The following is an 18336-nucleotide window of genomic DNA, read 5'->3' as shown; positions in this document are numbered from 1 at the left end:
ATAAATGATTGTTGATAATTGATTGTTATTTTTTGAACCGCCAATAGCGAATTTTGCTATGCAAGTGAACTTTACAATTGACTGCTAAGCAGATTGACCATTAACTATTCATTTTTTGCACTCTGAACCGGACTCGAACCAATACGATCAGTTTTGGAAACTGAGATGCTGCCATTACAATATCAGAGTAAATGCTGTTGATTCATCAGGACTCGAACCTAAACTACAAGAGTCAAAGTCTTGTGTGCTGCCCATTACACTATGAATCATTTATATTTTGCGGAACAGACAGGAATCGAACCTGTACCTTTAGTTTTTCAGACTAACGTGCAGACCTGCTACACCACTCTTCCGAATAATTGTTAAATAATAACTGATCATTAATCTCACTTACCATTTCTATTTTGTACCTCTCCCCGGATTCGAACCGGGACTTTACGGGGTTTAAAGCCGTTTTCTCTGCCCATTGGAATAGAGAGGCATTTTGTACGGGAAGAGGGATTCGAACCCCCAAAAGCTTGATCCTAAATCAAGAGTGTCTGCCATTCCACCATTCCCGCAGATTTTTTATCAATAATTTTTATAATGCTGATTGCTCATTATTTTTTAGGTTTGAGAAAGCTCTGTCTATTAATAAACTATGCCTGTAATGTTTGTAAAGATCTTCTGCGCCTGACAAACCTTTCTCTCTTCCTAATTCATTTTTATAAATAATCAATGATCATTGATCATTTTACTTTTTCAGGTGAATGATGACTGGCCAATTTATTCTTCAAATTTGAACTTTCATGGTATTATTGTCATTCAGAATTGACCAGTTCATTCACACCCAAGTACTCTATAAGGGAATCGAACCCTTGTTTTCTGCTCGAAAGGCAGGCGTCCTGACCGTTAGACGAATAGAGCAAAAACCAACTGACCAGGAATCGAACCCAGACAACAAGAGTACATTTCCTGCATGCTGCCATTACATTATCAGTGGTATAGTGGAAGTAGCAGGATTCGAACCTACTCAGCGATGAAGCAACAGATTTTAACTCTGTGTTTTTTCATTTTTTAAAGGAATCGTTCAATTCGTTCCTCATGTCAGTCTGCCCCGACTCTCCAACTTCGGCATACTTCCTGATTTAATGAGTAATTAGTAGTTTTAATTTTCCTTTGGAGTCAATAAAGCTTGTCTTAATTTTTTTGTTTGATATAAGAACGTCTGTGCCCGACAAGCTTTTATTTTTTCTCCTGAACTAATCTCATTTTAGTTATTTGAGATGGTTATGGGATTCAAACCCACTCAGCTTATGCAACGGTTTTGCAGACCGCCCCGACTCTTCCACTTCGGCGAACCATCAGATAATCAATAATGATTAATACTCATTCAGCGATCATCACTATTTCTTGTTACTCTTTTTAAAAAGAAAGGTCTGTCTGTATTTTGATTAAAGACCATCTGCGCTTGACAGACTTTTCTTTTCTAATAAAGGATATCTTTACGAGTGATTTTTTTTCCACACTCAATTTTTAATTTTTAATTACTGGAGAAACAAAAGCTTGTCTTTATTTTTCGTGTTTGGCGTAAAGATCTTCTGCTCTCGACAAACTTTCATTTTTTCTCCTGAAACAATTAACATTTAGTTATCTGCGATTTTGGAAAGACCCGAACTTTCAACTTCCGGTTTAACAGACCGGTGCTCTGCCATTGAGCTACAAAATCATTGTAATTCCGGAAGGACTCGAACCTTCAACCTTCGGTGTATCAGACCGATACTCTAACCATTTGAGCTACGAAATCATTTTAACTTATGAATAGTGAATGGTCAATCCGCTTTGCTGTCAATTTTTAAATTCACTTACATAGCAACATTTACCATTGACTTATTCACTCTTTTGTCTGGAAAGCAAGATTCGAACTTGCGACCTCCCGCGTCCAAGACGGGTAAACAACCACCGTTATCTTTCCAGTTTTGCAGATTCATTTCGAAACTCTTTTCCGGGAGACAGCCGGAGCGGAGCTTTTCCGTAAATCTTTGCGGTCTATGCGAGAATCGAACTCGCAGTGCCCAAGAGACAGTCGGGCAGGTTACCATTACCTCAATAGACCTTTTTTGTAACTCCGAAAGGGCTCGAACCTTTAACCCTGGGTTTAGAAAACCCATGCTCTATCCCATTGAGCTACGGAGCCGTAGTAATCCCAGAAAGATTTGAACTTTCAACCCCCGGTTTAAAAGACCGGTGCTCTAACCACTTGAGCTATGAGATTTTATATGTTGGGTATCTCCGGGGATCGAACCCTGTTCTTCAGTTCCACAGACTGACGCTTTACCAAATAAGCTAGAGAAACCATAAAAAAAACGCCTCTTTTTGGGAGGCGCTTCATATATTTCTGACGTAAGAGATCATTAACTGACCCACGTATATAAGCACCTTTTATCCACAATTTCACGATCAAGAATACACAGACTTCCTGCCGGCTCCTGTCCGAATAGTCCTGAATATTGATTGAATATGTTATGTAATTGTTTCATTTTATTTTTTGTTTGTTTTTAAATTATTTTTTGAAATCCTGAAAACCTGTTGCTTTCAATTTTCGGTTGCAAAGTAAATATGAATTTTTGAAACTTGCAAATAAATTTTCAAATTAAATCATTGAAAATCAATTAGTTAAACCTAAAATTAAAAGTAAAGAATTTCTGTCCGCAATATTTTGCGGATATCTCAATTACCTAAATGACTGTCTCTCACCGGGTTGCTTATCACTCTATTTTATCGTATTAAAGTTTCATTGTTTATTAAAAAATTTTCATGTTTATGGTTATTTTTTTTCATTCTAAATAATTTCTGACCTAAAAAACAAAAAACGCCTCGAAAAATCGAGGCGTTTCTGCAGTATTTTGATTAAATTTTTACAGGTTTACAGTAAATAATTTCCAAAGTCAGCACATTTCGCCTCATTCCATATCACCTCATCATATCCGAATAATCCTTTTGTAGAAGGACTTCCGAATAGTTCCGCATTGATATGTGCTCTTTGTATTGTCATAATTTTCTGGCGCAAAGATAATTCTTTTTTGGGATTATTTTATAATTTTCACAATGCGGGGTAATCAATCGGATTGTTTCAAAGCCCTTTTTATTGCTGAACTGACTGTATTTTCACCCTAAAAAGCTTTATCTTTTATAGGGTGTACTTTAAGTAAGTAACATGAAGCTCTGTACTTTTTGAAAAATTTCTGGTTAACTTTTTTATTTTTATATCCCGCTGATTTTGCTGATCAAGCAGATGTTTTGCTGTAAATCTGCGGAATTTCTTCCGGATATTTCAGGTAGTAAACCTAACAGGTTTTAAAAACCTGTTAGGTTTAGATGTTAAGTTAGAATTTTTATGCTGAGTTATGCAGACTGATCATAGAATTAAGTACATTTGCCTTATATTTTCTTAGTTGCCATTTACTTTAAATAGGTTCACAAATTCGTATAATTCATAATATTTTTAATCCAAGGATTTTAAATAATTTTTAATCTCTTTTTCAAATCCTCTAAAGAAAGGACCTTTTGTAAAATAAATATTTGAAACACAAGGTACATTAAAATGATATTCTACTTTGATAGAATCACCCGAATCACAAAAGTTTTTAAAAAAATCTATTGCCATGCTTACTTTGTGACCTGCATTAGCTACATTTAGAAATTCTTCCTTTTCTTTAAAAATCAGATTCCTAATATAAAAACCGATTAAAAAGCTTAATTGATTTAAATTCCATAAATTATTTTCTGCCAGCTCTTCCGGTGATTTGAATAAATCATCTTCAGGGCTCAGTAAAAACCTTCTATGATTTAAAAATTCTTTTTTTTCTTCAGTATAATGTTTTGAAAGACAACTGCATATTGTACGGGAAATTACCGCTGAATGTCCTGTTTCAGATATAAAGAGTTCTACATCATCATTCAATCTGTTTTCATGCAAATATTTTCTACAAATTTTCTCAAAAACCCTGGCTTTTTCCAATTCATTGACAAAAAATCCATCAACACATTTTTCATCTAAATCATAACCACCAAAATATTCCTGTAAATAACCTATGATTACGTAAATATCAGCAATTTTAAATTTTGAGAAAAGTCTCATATTCAACATTTCATCCATTGATAAAGTACTGATTGTATCTGCTGTATACTCTGCCATTTTAATGAATTTTAAATTTTGATTATTTCAACTCCTGAACATCTTGTTCCTGCTTGTCTTAAACCTGGAGATATCTTTCAGGATCACCTCATCATCAGGATTAAAATGTTTCAGCTCGTTCACGATCTCTGAACGGGTGCCGACCTTTTCAGCGATGATTTCATAAGCAATATTTCGGATGGTGCCTTGCAGTTTCTGATCTTTTTTAAATTCATATTTCATGGCCTCCAGATAGATGATCTTTTTATGATCCGGTGTTTTTCCATACAGCTCCTGTATTTCTGTTTGCCGTGTTTTAACATCAGAAATATTGGTAAAATAATTATTCAGACAGTTGAATGCATCTTTATTTTCCTCCCATCCTTTCAATAATATTTTCTGGGCTTCTTCCGTTTTTTCCATTTTTTTGCGATACACTAAAGAGGCTTTTACCATCTGATTATTGGTTACATAGTCATCCGCTACCATCTGATAATAATGATGAGCATTTTTAAGGTCATTGATCTCTTTATAAAGATCTCCTACTTTTTCTTTCTGCTCCATATCCTTATAAAGGTCAATTGCTTTTTTGTATTGTTTGGCTTTTTCATAACAGGCTGCCGCATCAGATTTGTTTTTCAATTTTTTAAGATATACTACAGCCGCCTCATTATAAAATCCTCCATTTTCCAATGTCTTTGCACCCCGGTAATGATCCTGAAGAAGATTCATATAAACCCTGGCTGCTTTTTTATAGTCTTTTTCTGCAATATATCTCTCGGCGAGCTCTTCGTATTTGCTACGGATCCTGTCGAAAAGGGAGTTTTCCAGATAGAAACTGCTGCTACCGGCACCTCTTTTACCCTGACTTCTCTCGTTTCGTTCTTTATCTTTTAAAGAAGTAATGACAAGAAGGATAATAAAGGCTACAATTAAAAAAATAACCAGGGTTCCGATGACACTCCAGAAACTTTCATGGAACAGCTGAGCGACGATCCCGACGATCTTAAACATAGCCAACAGTACAAATGCGGCCATGAACTTATCTATAAATTTCTGTTTATTCATCATCTTCGGAATTTAAAATGGTTTTATCTTCTCTGAACAGGCGGTACAGAAGCAACATCACACAGATAACAAGCCCCCATACAAACCAGTTGTACCCGAACATCTTTATCAACGGATAAAAAAGATAGATGAGCATGGCTACAAGGATGGTGATCAAAAGCAGTTTTACCCATCCCGGAACATTATCGCCTCCGAGGTTAACAGATTTATTTTTAAAGAAAAAGGAATAAAGCCCAACCATAGCCATCATAAAGATAACCATATATAAAGTTTCGGAAACGGGAGTATCTTTTTTCATCTGGGCAGCTCCGGAATCTATACCCTGTACTCTGGATTTTTTCATTGATGCCGAAGAAGGATCTACAGTATCAATAGTTCCGTAAAGTCTTCCCAGAGAATCTGCTATTAAGGCCTGCCTTTTCTTCAACAGATATTTTACAACATCTCCGTTTACAGGCCCCCCTTTGGTATATTGTTTCAGAGAATCCGAAAGTTTGCGCTTCAGCTTTTCTGTTCTTTCCTCAATATGTTTTCTGATCTTTTTACTGTAAATTATTTTGAGAGAATCCCTGCTCTGATGCTCCTTTTTATTAAGCTTCTGAATATCCTGTCCTATTTCTCTTACTTCCCGGCCTCCTTTCTTTTTATATTCATCTTTTGCCTTTTCCGTCCTGCCTTCCATCATTCCTGCATTGAGAAGCTCATTGGAAAGTCCTTTTCTTTCCTTTTGATACATAGAATCGATCTTCTGATCAATTTCAGAGATACCGGACTGAAAAGCGATCATATCCGATGGTGCTTTTACAGCATCCGTCACAATATTTCCTGAAGACGGACCGGTTTCTTTCTGCTCAGACTCTCCTTTTTCCGATGGTAATATAATTCTTAAGATAATAGCGATAACAATAACCGCCCAGAACAGTCTTCGGGTATTCCTGCTGCCTGCGGATTCAGACTTATTTCCAGAGTTTCTCCCGAATAATCCTTCAAGCCAGGTAAATTTCCCGAAACCATCACCCCTGGATGTTCCCATAATATCTAAAGGAACTCCCAATTCTATTGCTCTGTCAGGGTATTTCTCAATATATTTCAGGTATTTCTCAATTTCTTTTTTGTTTCCTGCCATCACCTTCTTCAGGTCAAACGGCAGACTGTTCATCCATTCTTCTTCAGTCTGAGGTGGCTGTAATGTCTGAAGAATCTTTTCATCATCCATCTCAACGGTGTAGCTCTCTATTTTCTTAGGAATGCTAACGCCATTCAGCGGTTTTCTGATATTTTCATCTATCATTCCCGGATCCTGAATTAATGAGATCCAGTCTATTTCTTCAGACAATTTTACCAGTCCAAATTCAGGGTGCATGATCAGAAAACGGGAATCAAGCTGTTGCCAGTCTTCCGGATTGACCCTGGGATAAAACGTTGTATTTTCAGGAATAAAAAGTTTAGCATCTACACACTGGAAGTAAGCGTTTCTGCCAATTTCCTGCGGAGCATGATCGTTAAAAACAAGGAAGCACCCATACAGCATATTCGGAGTGTCTGCCGGGATAGCGTAAGACCTGACTTCGCTTAAATGTATTCCAAGAGTTTCCATTTCCTGAAGCCATACCAAGGGGGAGGAACCTTTAATCAAAAGTCCTCTTCTGGGATAATTATTTTTCGGAAAAGGTTTAATTCTAAGCTCCATAATTCAAGATCTGTTCTATAAACGCTTTTAAAAACCGATCACACATATCATCCATTGTTTTTACCTTCAGCAGGGCATGTTCCGGAAGATAGTATTCTGATCCGCCAAATTCGGTATAAGTGGCCAGAGACAAAAATCCATTAGCTGTAGAAGGGATGAAGAATTCCTCAATGCTTTTATTACTGCTTCTGAAAGTCAGCATTCCCCGGGAATCTGCAATCATTTCGCTTCCGTCCGGAAAGGTAAATTTATTTTTATGCTGCTCGGCAAAAATTTTAATTTCAAATTTATTTTTAGAGAAATCTAATATATTCTCAGCAGCACTGTACAACTCATTTCCGGAAATGACAAGATTCTCATACTTATTGATTCCAACCCGGTTGAAGTTATTGATAATTCTGAGTCCATTCCCATTCAGTTTGGCGACTTCTGCCGCTACTTTCGCATTATTTCTTTCAATCTCCTTATCATTTCCGGTAATAGGCTCCAGAAAAATATTTCCATCAATATTTATTTTGTAGCGGGTGGGGTTTTCAGGCTGATACAGATAAAAGCTTTTACCAAAATAGACCAGCTCATAGGAATAAGGAATATCCATTCCTGTAAGATTCTGCTCAGAATATTCTTTTGTATTGAGGTTAAGCTTGGATATGAGTTTTTTATCCGGCTGATACTGGCACAGTATAAAATGCTGCTGCTTATTTTTTGCCAGAGCAAACTGGCCTTTGGGCTTTATGGAAATGTTATCAAATAAAACCTCACAACCGTGATAGGTTTTATAATAGTCATAGGAATGCCTGTCATAATAATTATCGGAAAGGTATGTTCTCAGCAATTCTTTTTTTGAGCTCAGGATAAAAAATTCTCCTTCATACAAAAACTGGGCGATTTTGTTAACGGGTGCCGGAAATAAGATCGGATAGTTCTGTGGAAGGTCTGTTTTCTTTCCGCTGAAATTGTTGACCGTTTGTTTTTGCCTTGGCGGATTGGCCCATAATTCCTGAAGCGGCAGTTTTATTCTCTGAATATGTTTTCTTGTTCCTTTATGATGTTTATAAAAATTAATTTTCCCATCTGAAGTAGTGGTTACCAAAAATTTAAGCCTGTCTCTGTTCTGATGGACAACCTTCTGAACTTTTTCATCAGCCATATTTTCCTCATGAGTAATGAAAAAAACTTCAATATCTTTTTCTGTATGTTCTTCATCAAAAAACTTTTCCAGAGCCTTTGAAACGTCCAGAACCGGACTTACCTGGTTAAGGTTTTCAACAACTTCTTCCACTTTATTGAGAGAGACGGGAACAGCGGTCTGTCCTAAGGCAAAAACTTTACATTCCGAATGAGCTTTCGGGTGCTTGATAACAGCAATAGCAGATGCAAAGGCCAATACTTTCGGTGTTCCCCAGTTTCTAAGGGAAGTATCGATCAGGATAATTCTTTCAAAAATGTTTTCTTCCGGCGGTATTTCCCTTTGAATGTAAAGGGCTTCATTATTGGCTACACGGTTTATAAACACCTCATCTTCATTGGCAAACTCCGAAAGAAGCAATCTGTTAAAGTCACCTTTGTTGGTCATATCCGAAATTCCTCCGATAGGCTGTTCCCCGGGAGAGAGATGACGCATCGGAATCCTAAGTCCGCTCCAGATCCTTTTAATGAGGCTTCCTACCTGAAATGTTTTGGGATCCTCGATCAGTTCCCGGATAAAATCGCTATCCGTATCTGCCGTTATTTCTTCCTCTATCACTTCATCATCCAATTCCGGCTCTTTAACAAAACCTTTCATAGCATCAATGATAGACTGTACTGTAGGAAATTTATCATTCTTATTCAGGATCTTTAAATCCCGGTATAAGACAGATGCAGTAGCCTGTTTTTTTTCTGCACTTACGGCTATTTCATAAGGTCTTTTATAGTATCTGTTTAAAGCCGCTTCTGCATGAGCCGGAACGACTCTTGAATTATTACTGAAAATTGTCTGTAAAAGTATGATTCTATTTTGTCCATATTTATAAGCTTTAGGAAGCTGCTTTATTTTTTCAAGGAACTCAATGGCTCCATCTGTATCAAAATCAATATTTTCTTCCCTGTAAAAATCAGCAGTTTGTCTTAAAGGCCCCGCAAAATCTATATAATCATCCTGCATAGCATACAAAACCATGAGCAAAGCCCCAAAAACGGGCCATCCCTGTGGCTGAAGCTCTTTAAGGATCTCCATCACATAAGGTCTATAGGCAATCGCTCCCACTCCGGGTACTGAGAGGAGATTATGGTCATTATATCCGGCATCACCGGGAACATCTTCATCGGTTTTCCATTCCCAGAAATAGTTTTCATAGGACTGGAAATAAGCCTTTAATTCCATTCTTTTGATTTTTCAGTAAGACGGAATGAGCTTATGGAAAGCTGCCGGAAATCTGAACTTTTTATTGAAAGATAATTCCCGTTTTCATCCCATAAAAGCCATCCGTCTGATTCTTTATTATATTTATGCTGTAAGAGTTCACTCAGGTTTTTAAACTCAAAATCCGATCCGGCAGGCAGTAAATGTCCGTCTTTAGTCCAGTATGTTTTCCCTGGCAGGCTCAATAATGGGGTTCCTAAGAACAAAGCCTTATCTCCTATCACCGTCCATTGTATTTTTTCAAGTTTAAATTTCGGTATTGCAGCCATACTTTCTCTGACATCCGATATTTTACACAGTAAAGCCATTACCGGCTGCTCATTATCACTTTCTTTGAGCTTTACCCGAACTTTCTCACTGATCCCGAAATAATTGTTGTTAGCCCCCGGTAACGTCAGTCTCAAAGCCTTATGGATCGGTGTCCAGAGCAATGCTGTTCTCATCTTTTTGCTTGGAACCAAAGCATCTTTTCTGAATAAAAGCCCATCACGCAGCTCATATAGCACAAAATCAGGAAGCTGATGTATTTCCGAAGATACAGCCTGCTCATCAGTAAAGCCTTTCAGCCATAGGGTTTCATCATCCACTGCAATCAGAACATTTTTCCAGTCTCTGATAGAGCCCAGAAAGTCCTCATCAGCATGGGGAAGCTCCGCCCAGAATTCTTTTATATGCTTTGAAGGATTTTCTGCCATAAGCTTTCAATTTCTTGCTGGATATACTGCTTTTGTTCAGGATTTCTGATCCAGTCACAACGGGTCTGCAGGTATCTCAGTTTATCTTTAATTACATTCTGTTCTTCAAAGCTCAGCATCCCCCCGTTCCATTTATCCACAAGGATCTTCACATCTTTCATGATATCTTCCGGATTGGGCGTTTTATTCTGCATGGCCTGCGGATGTGATTTCGGATGATCATCTTTCTCTATCGTTCTGTTGATAATGCCTTCCAGAATTTCAATCTGCTCTTCCGTATCCCAGATATGTTTCAGTACCCAGAGATCAGAAAGTACCGCTTCATTTCTTCCACAGATCAAAGCGCTGGCAGCGATCAGATTCTGAAGCTTCACCGCCCTACGGTCGGAAATTGCAATTCCCGTATTCCGTAAGCTCATAATGGTATTCAGATATACATCATAGATCGGCTTAAGGTCTACCGTTCTGCACAGGTTCTGGAGTTCCCTGATCTCATCAGCATGAATTTCCGGCACTTCCGTTTCTTCTTCATTTTCCAGTTTCCTTCCAGCCAGAAGTACCTGATGTAATAATTCAGGATTGACGTAGTCTACATTGATCCTTACCAGAAAACGGTCAAATAAAGCATTCAGTGCTTCATCTTCCGGAAGGACGTTACTTGCTCCTACAAACATCAGGGCAGGAAGGTGTTTTGTTTCTTTTCCTCTTTTGAATATTTTTTCATTGAGCGCCATCAGAAGCGAGTTCAGAATGGCAGAATTGGCATTGAAAATCTCATCCAGAAACACCATGGAAGCTTCGGGCATCATTCCTTCCGTATTGGTAAGAAGTTCGCCTTCTTTTAATTTCCGGATGTCAAAGGGACCGAAAATCTCATTCGGTTCTGTAAAACGGGTTAACAGGTATTCAAAGTTTTTCCCGTCTTTCACCGTTTTTGCCAAGGTTCTTACAATAGCTGATTTGGCAGTCCCCGGAGGACCGTATAAAAAGGCATTTTCTCTTGCCAGAAGGCAGATTCCGAGTAGATCCACCACATCATTTTTACCTACAAAAGTATCTTTTACATAAGTAAGGACTGTATTGAGCTTATTGATATTCTGAGTCATTGATTTAAAAAATTAAAAATTCCACCATTTTTTCTTTTTGGGTCTTTCCTCTTCTCCATTTCCGGTTTCCTTATTTCTTTTATTGAAGGAGAAAGCCAATCTCTGATAAAGCGTTTTGATATCAAAATATAATTCTGTTCCGTCATCGAGCCTGATGACATCCATGACCTGTTCCTCATCCTTAATCAGTCTTTGCGATACATCCTGTTTATTAAAATGATGCCTGATCAAATCTCTTTCATCAGAAATTCGTGTAACAATATAAGGTGAATCTTTGGTTCCGTCCCCTGTTTTTTCAAGACATTCAAAGATCGTCTGAACGATCATCATTTCAATATTCCTTGCTTTTTCATTACCCAGCTCCTTATAAGCGTAATATTTATAAATATGAGCGCTTGGGCTCAGTAAAACATTGATATTTACGTATTTTGCAACCTCTTCAAATTTCCCTTTATTCAATAGATCCTGCATATTTCCAGTGTCTTCTGAATACGGGTCGTATTCCGGGTCATTGATCACCAATTCCCTACATTTCAGGAAGGTTTCCCTCGTAGGGTCAGCTAAAAATTCAAATACTTTCTCGTATGTTCCCATGTTATTCGGTTATTGTTTTTAATTCTCTCCAGAATGCTTCTTTATGTATCCCAAATTCCGCCATCAGCAGCTTATTGATAAACGGAATTTCCGCCAGCTTATAGTCTTTTTTTTCAACAATCCTTTCCAGATATAATTTGCGGTACGTGGGGTCTTTAAGCTCTTCCTCCCAATTTACTTTTTTCAGGTCCAGATCATATCCGATTCCCGAGTAATGAAATTCCGTCAGAATCTCTTCAAGCATTGTAATCAAAGAATCTTCCGGATCCACCGTATTCAGGGCGATAATGATCTGAGGTAAAAATCTCAGTGATAAATCTACGGATAAGACGGACGAAACGTCACGGGTCCCTTTAAATCCCGGGATCAGCTTATCCATATTTTTTTCTGTGTTTTCCCGGATCAGATATAGTTGGGCACTATAGTACAGGACTTTTGCTGCCCAGACTGCTGTTTCTCTATTGCAAACAAGCTGGTCAGACAAAAATTCAAGTCTTTCTTTTTCAAATTCTGTCTCAAAATAATCTCCTGCCTCCAATTCTTCTTTTGAGGAAATTTCCTGTAAATTTGAGAAAAGGGTTATACATTCATTCTTTCTGAGCAGAAAGATCGTGTCCAAAAACGGTGATTGGGTTTCCATCATCTAACAAAAATAAAACTATTTCATTGAGAATAAAATTTTTAAGTCAGGGATTGATGATAAATGCTGAATCTTTTTGTAAAAGTAAAAGTTAATTAATGTTAGTTTAATGGATAAAAAAACTCATATTTTTTTCCCACAGATCCCGCAGATTTCTGTATGAGTCTGTAATGAACGAATTTATATCCTTTTTATTTGTTATTATATCCGATAAATTGAAGTGGTAAAACTCCCACAGATTCAGCAAGCTTCACCAATTGGAGTCTGTGTGATCTGTAAGCGTTTTATTTTCTTCCGCCTTTACATTTTTCCAACAAAAAAGGTTCCCGTCATGAGAGATTGCCTCGTCTCCTCAGACTCCCCGCAATGACGTCAGGCAACGATCTCAATAATGTTGTTTTCCGGATCAAGGATAATGCTTTCATAATAGCCGTCTCCTGTGATCCGTGGCTCTCCGGCAATGGTATATCCGCCTTTTCTTAAAGTTTCTGTAAGCTCATCCACTTTCTCTTTACTGCCTGCTGAAAATGCCAGATGAATGATCCCAAACTGTTGAGAACTGTAGGAATTTTCGCTTTCTCTGATATCCGGTCTGGTCATTATCTCGATCCGGCATCCATTATCAAAACTTAAAAAATAAGATTCAAAATTTTTGACAGGATTATGGTATTTATGATTGGAAATGGCTCCAAAATATTTTTGATAAAAGCTTTTAGCTCTTTCAAGGTCTTTTACCCAGATGGCAATATGCTCTATTTTCATTTTTTATTTTTAACGGTTTGAATACTGCAAAATTAATGGACATGACTTCACAACACCTGCTCATTATTACTCTTTTATTGTTCTCTATTTACTCTGTCCATTTTTTTGATGGCAGAATATGAAATTTTCAAAAAAACCTGATATACCATCCCATTTAAAACATGTATTGATAACATTTTGTATATCATATCAGGCCAGGATCAGATCATCGTTTCACTCCGCATCATGATAAAAACAATCTAAAAGTTATTATCTTTGCCCCATTCAAAAAAACATTATGAGTATTCACATCAGTGCAAAAAAAGGTGAAATTGCCAAAGTAGTATTGCAGCCGGGGGATCCGCTTCGCGCACAGTATATTGCTGAAAATTATTTAGAAAATGCCAGACTGGTAAGCAAAACCAGAGGAATTTTTTATTATACAGGTCTTTATAAAGGTAAAGAAATCACTGTAGGAGCGAGTGGAATGGGATTTCCGAGCATCGGGATCTATTCTTTTGAACTGTTTACAGAATATGAAGTAGATACGATCATCAGAATCGGTACCTGTGGTGCATATAATACAGATCTTAAGCTTTTTGATATTTTAAATATTGAAAAGGCAGCCAGCGAAAGTACTTATGCTAAATATGCCTGGGGAATTGAAGATGAAATTCTTTCTCACCAGGGCAATATCTTCAATACCATCAATGAAACTTCTAAAGAGCTATCATTAGATGCTAAGCCCATCAATATCCACAGCAGCGATATTTTCTACAGAAAAGATCCTGAAACACCTGCTATTGCTATAAAATACAACTGTCCTGCAGTAGAAATGGAAGCATTCGGATTGTTTGCGAATGCACAACACTTAGGAAAAAATGCAGCTACTATTCTTACAGTAACCGATATTATCCCAACTCACGAGAAAATTTCTGCTGATGAAAGAGAAAAAGCCCTGAATCCGATGATGGAACTGGCTTTGGAGTCGGCAATTAAGAGTTTATAAGGCGAAAAGGCAAAAGGGTGAAAAGGCGAAGTTTCTAAGAAAGCTGATTTACGATTTTACTGTTTTGCTATAAAAAAAGAGCTTTACTTTATCTGTAGAGCTCTTTTTTATAGTCTGAAAAAATTTCGGGCAGTTTCTGTAGTCCCGTCCGCGACCTCGGAAATGCTTATCTTCTTCAGATGGGCAATCGTTTGGGCGACATAGGGTAAAAACGAGGGTTCATTTCGCCTGTTCTGAATTCCGGACATATTCCTCGGAAGCATGAAAGGGGCATCAGTCTCGATCATCATCCTGTCGAGCGGAACATATCTTATCACATCTTCCAGATGTTTAAACCTTTTTTCATCACTGACAGCACCGGTGAATCCCAAATAAAATCCTTTGTCCAGATAAGTCTTTGCTTCCTGCAGCGTCCCGGTAAAACAGTGTACTACAGCTTCAGGCAGTTTTGAAAGGTATTCATCTGTGATCTCATTAAACTTTTTAAAAGCTGATCTTTCATGAAGAAACAGTGGTTTATTGGCCTCCACTGCCAGTTCCAACTGGGCTTTATAACATTTTTCCTGAACAGGTCTGGGTGAGAAATCACGATCGAAATCCAGTCCGCATTCCCCTACCGATATGACGTGGTCCTGCTTCAATAATTTTCTGAGTTCACCGATACTTTCCTCATTAAAGGATTTAGCGTCATGGGGATGAATTCCTGCTGTTGAAAATAAAATTTCGGGATAGCCTTCTGCGATTTCAGCAGATTCTTTACTTCCCCGCACGCTTGTTCCTGTGAGGATCATATGCTCTACACCATTGTCCAGAGCCCGGTTGATTATTTCATCATGTCCATTATAGAACTGTTTATTGGTCAGATTAATGCCAATATCAATGTATGTATTCATTTTTCTATTTGTTGTTTTTCCTTATTATTTTATTCTGGTAACGATATCCCAGTTCTCATTTTGTTTTGGATTATTTTCTTTGGTCATGACCAGCCTGAAGCCTATCTGCCCTTTCTTTTTATCAGTAAAGATATTGAAGGAGAGATTGCCTATACCGGTATATCTATCAGAAGGCTGATGGGCCAGATAATAAGACTGTATGGCTGCCATGTCTTTCTGAAGGCTCGTATTTTTCACCAGAAAGTCCAAAAACTGCTTTCTTTTTTCACCGATAGATTTCACACTCACATCCGCTGTTTTATATGTTCCTTCAAAAATGACATTCATATTGTCGCATCCTGAAAGTTCTGCGGAAGCTTCAAACCCGTCAGAGCTGTATTTTTCCTTTACTGTTTCCGTATAATTGTGCTTATCAATACTTCTTTTCCGCTCTGAGCCGGTATTGAAGATCTTTTTATCTTTCCATTTTGCAAGGAGACACCCCGTAAGATAAGATTCTTCATATACATTTCCGTCTTTGTAGACAAAAGACAGTCCCGCAGACTTCAAACTGTCTTCCGGTACACTATAGGTACGGTAGTTTTGTACGGCTACTGCTTTCAGCTTTCCACCTTCATAGGTTATTCCATCCAGAATATTGTAGGAGAAAGGAGCATACATCAAGATTTCATGCTTTTCGCTGATCGTACTGTTCTTCCCCATGATTATATATAAGATTTCAGAATTGGTGTTGGCATTCCCTCCCAGCATCCCTTCTGAGTTACGTTCCACAATATAGTCCGGAATTCCATCATTATTGAAATCGTCAGATGCTATTTTCTGAAAGCTGACCTGATAAGAATCGCCATCATTAGAAAAAGAAACGCTGTGATTTTTGTCATCTATTGTACCTTGCTTTTCGGTTTTTGCTTCTTCCTCCAGTAATATTTTAAGAATATCAAGCTTGTTCTGCGGAACAGCTTCCGGAGCTTTTGTAGTGGCTATAGAATCTTTCTTTTCAGAAATATTTTTGTTCCCTTTTTCTTTACATGAAAACAGAAACAATGCAGAAAGTAGAAGATATTTCATATAATGTGATTAGCTTGTGAAACGGTTGATCAATTTACTCTTTTAAAATTAAAAAAATAAACCGGCTTTTTATAGAAAGGAAGATGGTATATCCTTGTTTCTCTTTGATTACCGTATTTAAAATTGATTTTAGATTTTCCATGGTTTTTGTTTTAAAAAGGGAGTACAGCAGGACTCGAACCTGCAACCTCGGCCGTGACAGGGCCGTATTCTTCACTTTTGAACTATGTACTCCTGTGAAACGTGCAGGACTTGAACCCGCAACTTCCGACCTGGCGGCCAGTGTTCTTCATTGAACTACCGTTTCTATTTTTGGGAGATAAGCAGGATTCGAACCTGCAACTCATTTTAGCATAATGCGTTTTTCCAATTTATTACTATTATCTCCGTTTGGATTTACCAGGTATGAACTTTATAATTTTTCAATAAAACTCCACTGAAATAATTGCCTTTTATTCCTTCTATAATCGGATGCAGAATTCGTGCAGCTCCGTCCACCGAATCCAGCGGCGGGATGTATCCCTGCTCAAATTGTTTTTTTCTGAGGCTTTCTGTGGCTCCTGTGGAAATCCATCCTACGTCTACTGCACTCATATAGATCTGATCGTTTTCAAATTCTCCTGCTGAGGTAAGCGTCATCATATTGAGTGCCGCCTTGGTCATGTTCGTATGCGGATGGAACACCGTTTTGTTTTCATAGCTGAAAATTCCTTCTGAAGAGGTTTTCTTTTTATAAAGAACAAGCTGGCCAAAATTCATAGTGGCTTATTCATTGATGAATTTTTCCAGAAATCCGATCAGCTTTGTTCCACCGTGGCTCCAGCGGATGCCATGTCCCTCTTTTTCCCTCACTTCAAAGACCAGCTCATGTTTATAATGAAAGAAAACATTCCACCAGGTTGTATGGTCCAGGATATTATGGATCTTAGCCATTACTTTTTCCTGCTTCTGCCGGTTGTTTCCTTTGATCTCACCCCAGAAACGGTCATCCATCCTCCCGATGTGCTTTTCCCAGGCTCTCTGGGCAATGCTGATTTCATTATTAAAAGGCTCCTCACAGGCTTTGATCAATACGCTTTTCAGAGGGGGAACAGCATTTTCATCACGAATACTTGCCGAAGTAAGTCTTTGTCCTAAAATATTCAGCCAATGTTCAAAAGGGATAGTTTCCAGCATTCCGGCTTTCACCTCATCAGGATCATGGTTTTCCAGTACAGCAATGAACTTTTCAAAACTTTCCGGCCTGTTTATTTTTACTTCTTCATTAAAGTACGGAAGATCCCAATCCAGGGTATTTTCCTGAAATTTCCGGATGTTATTTTCTATATTCCTTATATGTTCATCTACTAAGATCGCCTGATATTTTTCTTTCCATGCATCTGAAATCAGAGGAATATATTGTTCAATCCCATTCATTCTTCTCTCATTTTTATCAGGTTAGCGGAAAGATTTTCTTCTCTGATCAGATATCCAATGAGATTAAACCATTCTTTACAATGATCCAGAATCCAGGCATCGGACGAAATGATGATTGCTGAGCTTTCTGCCAGAAACTTATCGGGGTTGTATTGTAGTTCCGCTTCCCAGTTGAGTTTGTGTTCTGCTGCAAATTCCAGAATAATCTGCTTTATCCTTCCACTGTTGGAAACCGGCTGGTCAAAGATCCAAACCAATTTCCGTATATGGTTCTTATTAAAAAATGTGGCAACGGCCTCTACTGCCCTCAACGTCTGGTTCACTCTTTTATATGTACCGTGAACGCCGGAAAGGTCACGGAAACAGCCATCTGCTCCTTCAAAAATATAGGCTCCGGAAAGCAAACTTTCTAACAGAATCAACACATTGAACCCGTCAAGGTAAACGGTCTTTTCTTTTAGATCTGAAGCTTCTAACTGTTTTAATTTCCTGCTATGGATCTGTTCCTCTGAAGCAGAAGCACCCCTTAAAGCCTGTATCTGTCGGGTTTTTAAGCGATATCGGTTTCCTACAAGCTCAGATGCTGCTTTCTCCGGATATTCTCTTGTCAACAGATACTGCATATCCTGAACGGCCAGCTTCAGCTTAGCAAGCTGCTTTTCGGACGCAAATAAAGTGTCATCTCCTGTATTTTTTCCACGGTTTCTGTTATTCATACTCAAAAATAGAATTTTTATGGCACGAAAAGCTTATTACCTTGCTATAGATTAATTTTTTTGTTTTGCCACGAATGCCTTTAGATTTGCAAAAGGATTTAGTATTAAATTAGATAATAATTAAATTCTGAAGAACCAGA

General features: G+C 37.9%; 17 protein-coding genes and 16 tRNA genes. 1 reads left to right on the top strand and 32 read right to left on the bottom strand.

What is annotated here, in order from left to right; translation table 11 throughout:
- Positions 1-197: 197 nt before the first annotated feature.
- The 25 genes from AC4IF5_RS16085 to AC4IF5_RS15965 all read right to left on the bottom strand — a co-directional run bounded on the left by AC4IF5_RS16085 (position 198) and on the right by AC4IF5_RS15965 (position 13115).
- Positions 198-269, bottom strand: a tRNA-Gln gene (locus tag AC4IF5_RS16085).
- An 11-nt stretch (positions 270-280) separates the two neighbouring features.
- Positions 281-353: transfer RNA gene (locus AC4IF5_RS16080), tRNA-Phe, on the bottom strand.
- A 54-nt stretch (positions 354-407) separates the two neighbouring features.
- Positions 408-481: transfer RNA gene (locus tag AC4IF5_RS16075), tRNA-Leu, on the bottom strand.
- Positions 482-487: 6 nt separating this feature from the next.
- Positions 488-560: transfer RNA gene (locus AC4IF5_RS16070), tRNA-Leu, on the bottom strand.
- A 274-nt stretch (positions 561-834) separates the two neighbouring features.
- Positions 835-906 (bottom strand) — tRNA-Glu (locus tag AC4IF5_RS16065).
- An 81-nt stretch (positions 907-987) separates the two neighbouring features.
- Positions 988-1123 (bottom strand) — tRNA-OTHER (locus AC4IF5_RS16060).
- A 140-nt stretch (positions 1124-1263) separates the two neighbouring features.
- Positions 1264-1345, bottom strand: a tRNA-Cys gene (locus tag AC4IF5_RS16055).
- 291 nt (positions 1346-1636) lie between these two features.
- A tRNA-Asn gene (locus AC4IF5_RS16050) sits at positions 1637-1708 on the bottom strand.
- Between the two features lie 4 nt (positions 1709-1712).
- Positions 1713-1786 (bottom strand) — tRNA-Ile (locus AC4IF5_RS16045).
- A 98-nt stretch (positions 1787-1884) separates the two neighbouring features.
- Positions 1885-1956 (bottom strand) — tRNA-Pro (locus AC4IF5_RS16040).
- Between the two features lie 68 nt (positions 1957-2024).
- Positions 2025-2095 (bottom strand) — tRNA-Asp (locus AC4IF5_RS16035).
- A 7-nt stretch (positions 2096-2102) separates the two neighbouring features.
- Positions 2103-2176, bottom strand: a tRNA-Arg gene (locus AC4IF5_RS16030).
- 4 nt (positions 2177-2180) lie between these two features.
- A tRNA-Lys gene (locus AC4IF5_RS16025) sits at positions 2181-2254 on the bottom strand.
- Between the two features lie 9 nt (positions 2255-2263).
- Positions 2264-2336, bottom strand: a tRNA-His gene (locus AC4IF5_RS16020).
- A gap of 57 nt (positions 2337-2393) precedes the next feature.
- Complete coding sequence (locus AC4IF5_RS16015) at positions 2394-2519, bottom strand: hypothetical protein (RefSeq protein ID WP_490736228.1); 126 nt, start codon at positions 2517-2519, stop codon at positions 2394-2396.
- Between the two features lie 386 nt (positions 2520-2905).
- Positions 2906-3034 carry a penicillin-binding protein gene (locus AC4IF5_RS16010; protein ID WP_490736226.1) on the bottom strand — a complete coding sequence of 43 codons (129 nt, stop codon included), beginning with the start codon at positions 3032-3034 and terminating at the stop codon, positions 2906-2908.
- A gap of 450 nt (positions 3035-3484) precedes the next feature.
- Entirely contained in the window at positions 3485-4177 is a 693-nt protein-coding gene (locus AC4IF5_RS16005; RefSeq protein ID WP_490736224.1) for a hypothetical protein, read from the bottom strand.
- A gap of 27 nt (positions 4178-4204) precedes the next feature.
- On the bottom strand, positions 4205-5227 hold the full coding sequence (locus AC4IF5_RS16000) for a soluble NSF attachment family protein (protein ID WP_490736222.1): 1023 nt from the start codon (positions 5225-5227) through the stop codon (positions 4205-4207).
- Positions 5217-6914 (bottom strand): APC family permease, encoded by a 1698-nt coding sequence (locus AC4IF5_RS15995; protein ID WP_490736220.1) that lies wholly within the window; start codon positions 6912-6914, stop codon positions 5217-5219. The genes AC4IF5_RS16000 and AC4IF5_RS15995 overlap by 11 nt, the downstream gene beginning before the upstream one ends.
- On the bottom strand, positions 6904-9279 hold the full coding sequence (locus AC4IF5_RS15990) for a hypothetical protein (protein WP_490736218.1): 2376 nt from the start codon (positions 9277-9279) through the stop codon (positions 6904-6906). The genes AC4IF5_RS15995 and AC4IF5_RS15990 overlap by 11 nt, the downstream gene beginning before the upstream one ends.
- A complete protein-coding gene (locus AC4IF5_RS15985) occupies positions 9270-10013 on the bottom strand; it encodes a hypothetical protein (protein ID WP_490736216.1) in 744 nt (247 codons plus the stop codon). The genes AC4IF5_RS15990 and AC4IF5_RS15985 overlap by 10 nt, the downstream gene beginning before the upstream one ends.
- The gene (locus AC4IF5_RS15980) at positions 9986-11119 is read right to left on the bottom strand and encodes an AAA family ATPase (RefSeq protein ID WP_490736214.1); all 1134 of its coding nucleotides are present in this window, start codon (positions 11117-11119) and stop codon (positions 9986-9988) included. Before AC4IF5_RS15980 ends, AC4IF5_RS15985 begins: the two co-directional genes overlap by 28 nt.
- A gap of 12 nt (positions 11120-11131) precedes the next feature.
- Positions 11132-11713: a DUF4919 domain-containing protein gene (locus AC4IF5_RS15975; protein WP_490736213.1), complete on the bottom strand. Its 582-nt coding sequence runs from the start codon at positions 11711-11713 to the stop codon at positions 11132-11134.
- Between the two features lies 1 nt (position 11714).
- Positions 11715-12332, bottom strand: coding sequence for a hypothetical protein (locus AC4IF5_RS15970; protein ID WP_490736212.1), 618 nt, complete (start codon positions 12330-12332; stop codon positions 11715-11717).
- A gap of 393 nt (positions 12333-12725) precedes the next feature.
- Positions 12726-13115, bottom strand: a complete 390-nt coding sequence (locus AC4IF5_RS15965) for a VOC family protein (RefSeq protein ID WP_490736210.1) — start codon at positions 13113-13115, stop codon at positions 12726-12728.
- A gap of 277 nt (positions 13116-13392) precedes the next feature.
- On the opposite strand from AC4IF5_RS15965, the gene deoD reads away from it, so the two are divergent.
- On the top strand, positions 13393-14103 hold the full coding sequence (gene deoD / locus AC4IF5_RS15960) for a purine-nucleoside phosphorylase (protein ID WP_490736208.1): 711 nt from the start codon (positions 13393-13395) through the stop codon (positions 14101-14103).
- Positions 14104-14210: 107 nt separating this feature from the next.
- Here deoD and AC4IF5_RS15955 read toward each other — a convergent pair whose 3' ends face one another.
- The 7 genes from AC4IF5_RS15955 to AC4IF5_RS15925 all read right to left on the bottom strand — a co-directional run bounded on the left by AC4IF5_RS15955 (position 14211) and on the right by AC4IF5_RS15925 (position 18196).
- The gene (locus AC4IF5_RS15955; protein WP_490736206.1) at positions 14211-14996 is read right to left on the bottom strand and encodes a TatD family hydrolase; all 786 of its coding nucleotides are present in this window, start codon (positions 14994-14996) and stop codon (positions 14211-14213) included.
- 24 nt (positions 14997-15020) lie between these two features.
- Entirely contained in the window at positions 15021-16064 is a 1044-nt protein-coding gene (locus AC4IF5_RS15950) for a hypothetical protein (protein WP_490736204.1), read from the bottom strand.
- A 160-nt stretch (positions 16065-16224) separates the two neighbouring features.
- Positions 16225-16298: transfer RNA gene (locus AC4IF5_RS15945), tRNA-Asp, on the bottom strand.
- 81 nt (positions 16299-16379) lie between these two features.
- Positions 16380-16451 (bottom strand) — tRNA-Ser (locus tag AC4IF5_RS15940).
- Positions 16452-16460: 9 nt separating this feature from the next.
- Positions 16461-16823, bottom strand: coding sequence for a hypothetical protein (locus AC4IF5_RS15935; RefSeq protein WP_490736203.1), 363 nt, complete (start codon positions 16821-16823; stop codon positions 16461-16463).
- A gap of 6 nt (positions 16824-16829) precedes the next feature.
- Positions 16830-17480 carry a hypothetical protein gene (locus tag AC4IF5_RS15930; protein WP_490736201.1) on the bottom strand — a complete coding sequence of 217 codons (651 nt, stop codon included), beginning with the start codon at positions 17478-17480 and terminating at the stop codon, positions 16830-16832.
- Complete coding sequence (locus AC4IF5_RS15925; protein WP_490736199.1) at positions 17477-18196, bottom strand: DUF434 domain-containing protein; 720 nt, start codon at positions 18194-18196, stop codon at positions 17477-17479. The genes AC4IF5_RS15930 and AC4IF5_RS15925 overlap by 4 nt, the downstream gene beginning before the upstream one ends.
- Positions 18197-18336: the final 140 nt, after the last annotated feature.

It is taken from the genome of Chryseobacterium sp. UF-290, assembly GCF_058245615.1.
Note: the sequence above shows the minus strand (reverse complement) of the source record. Positions and strands in the feature narration are given on the sequence as shown.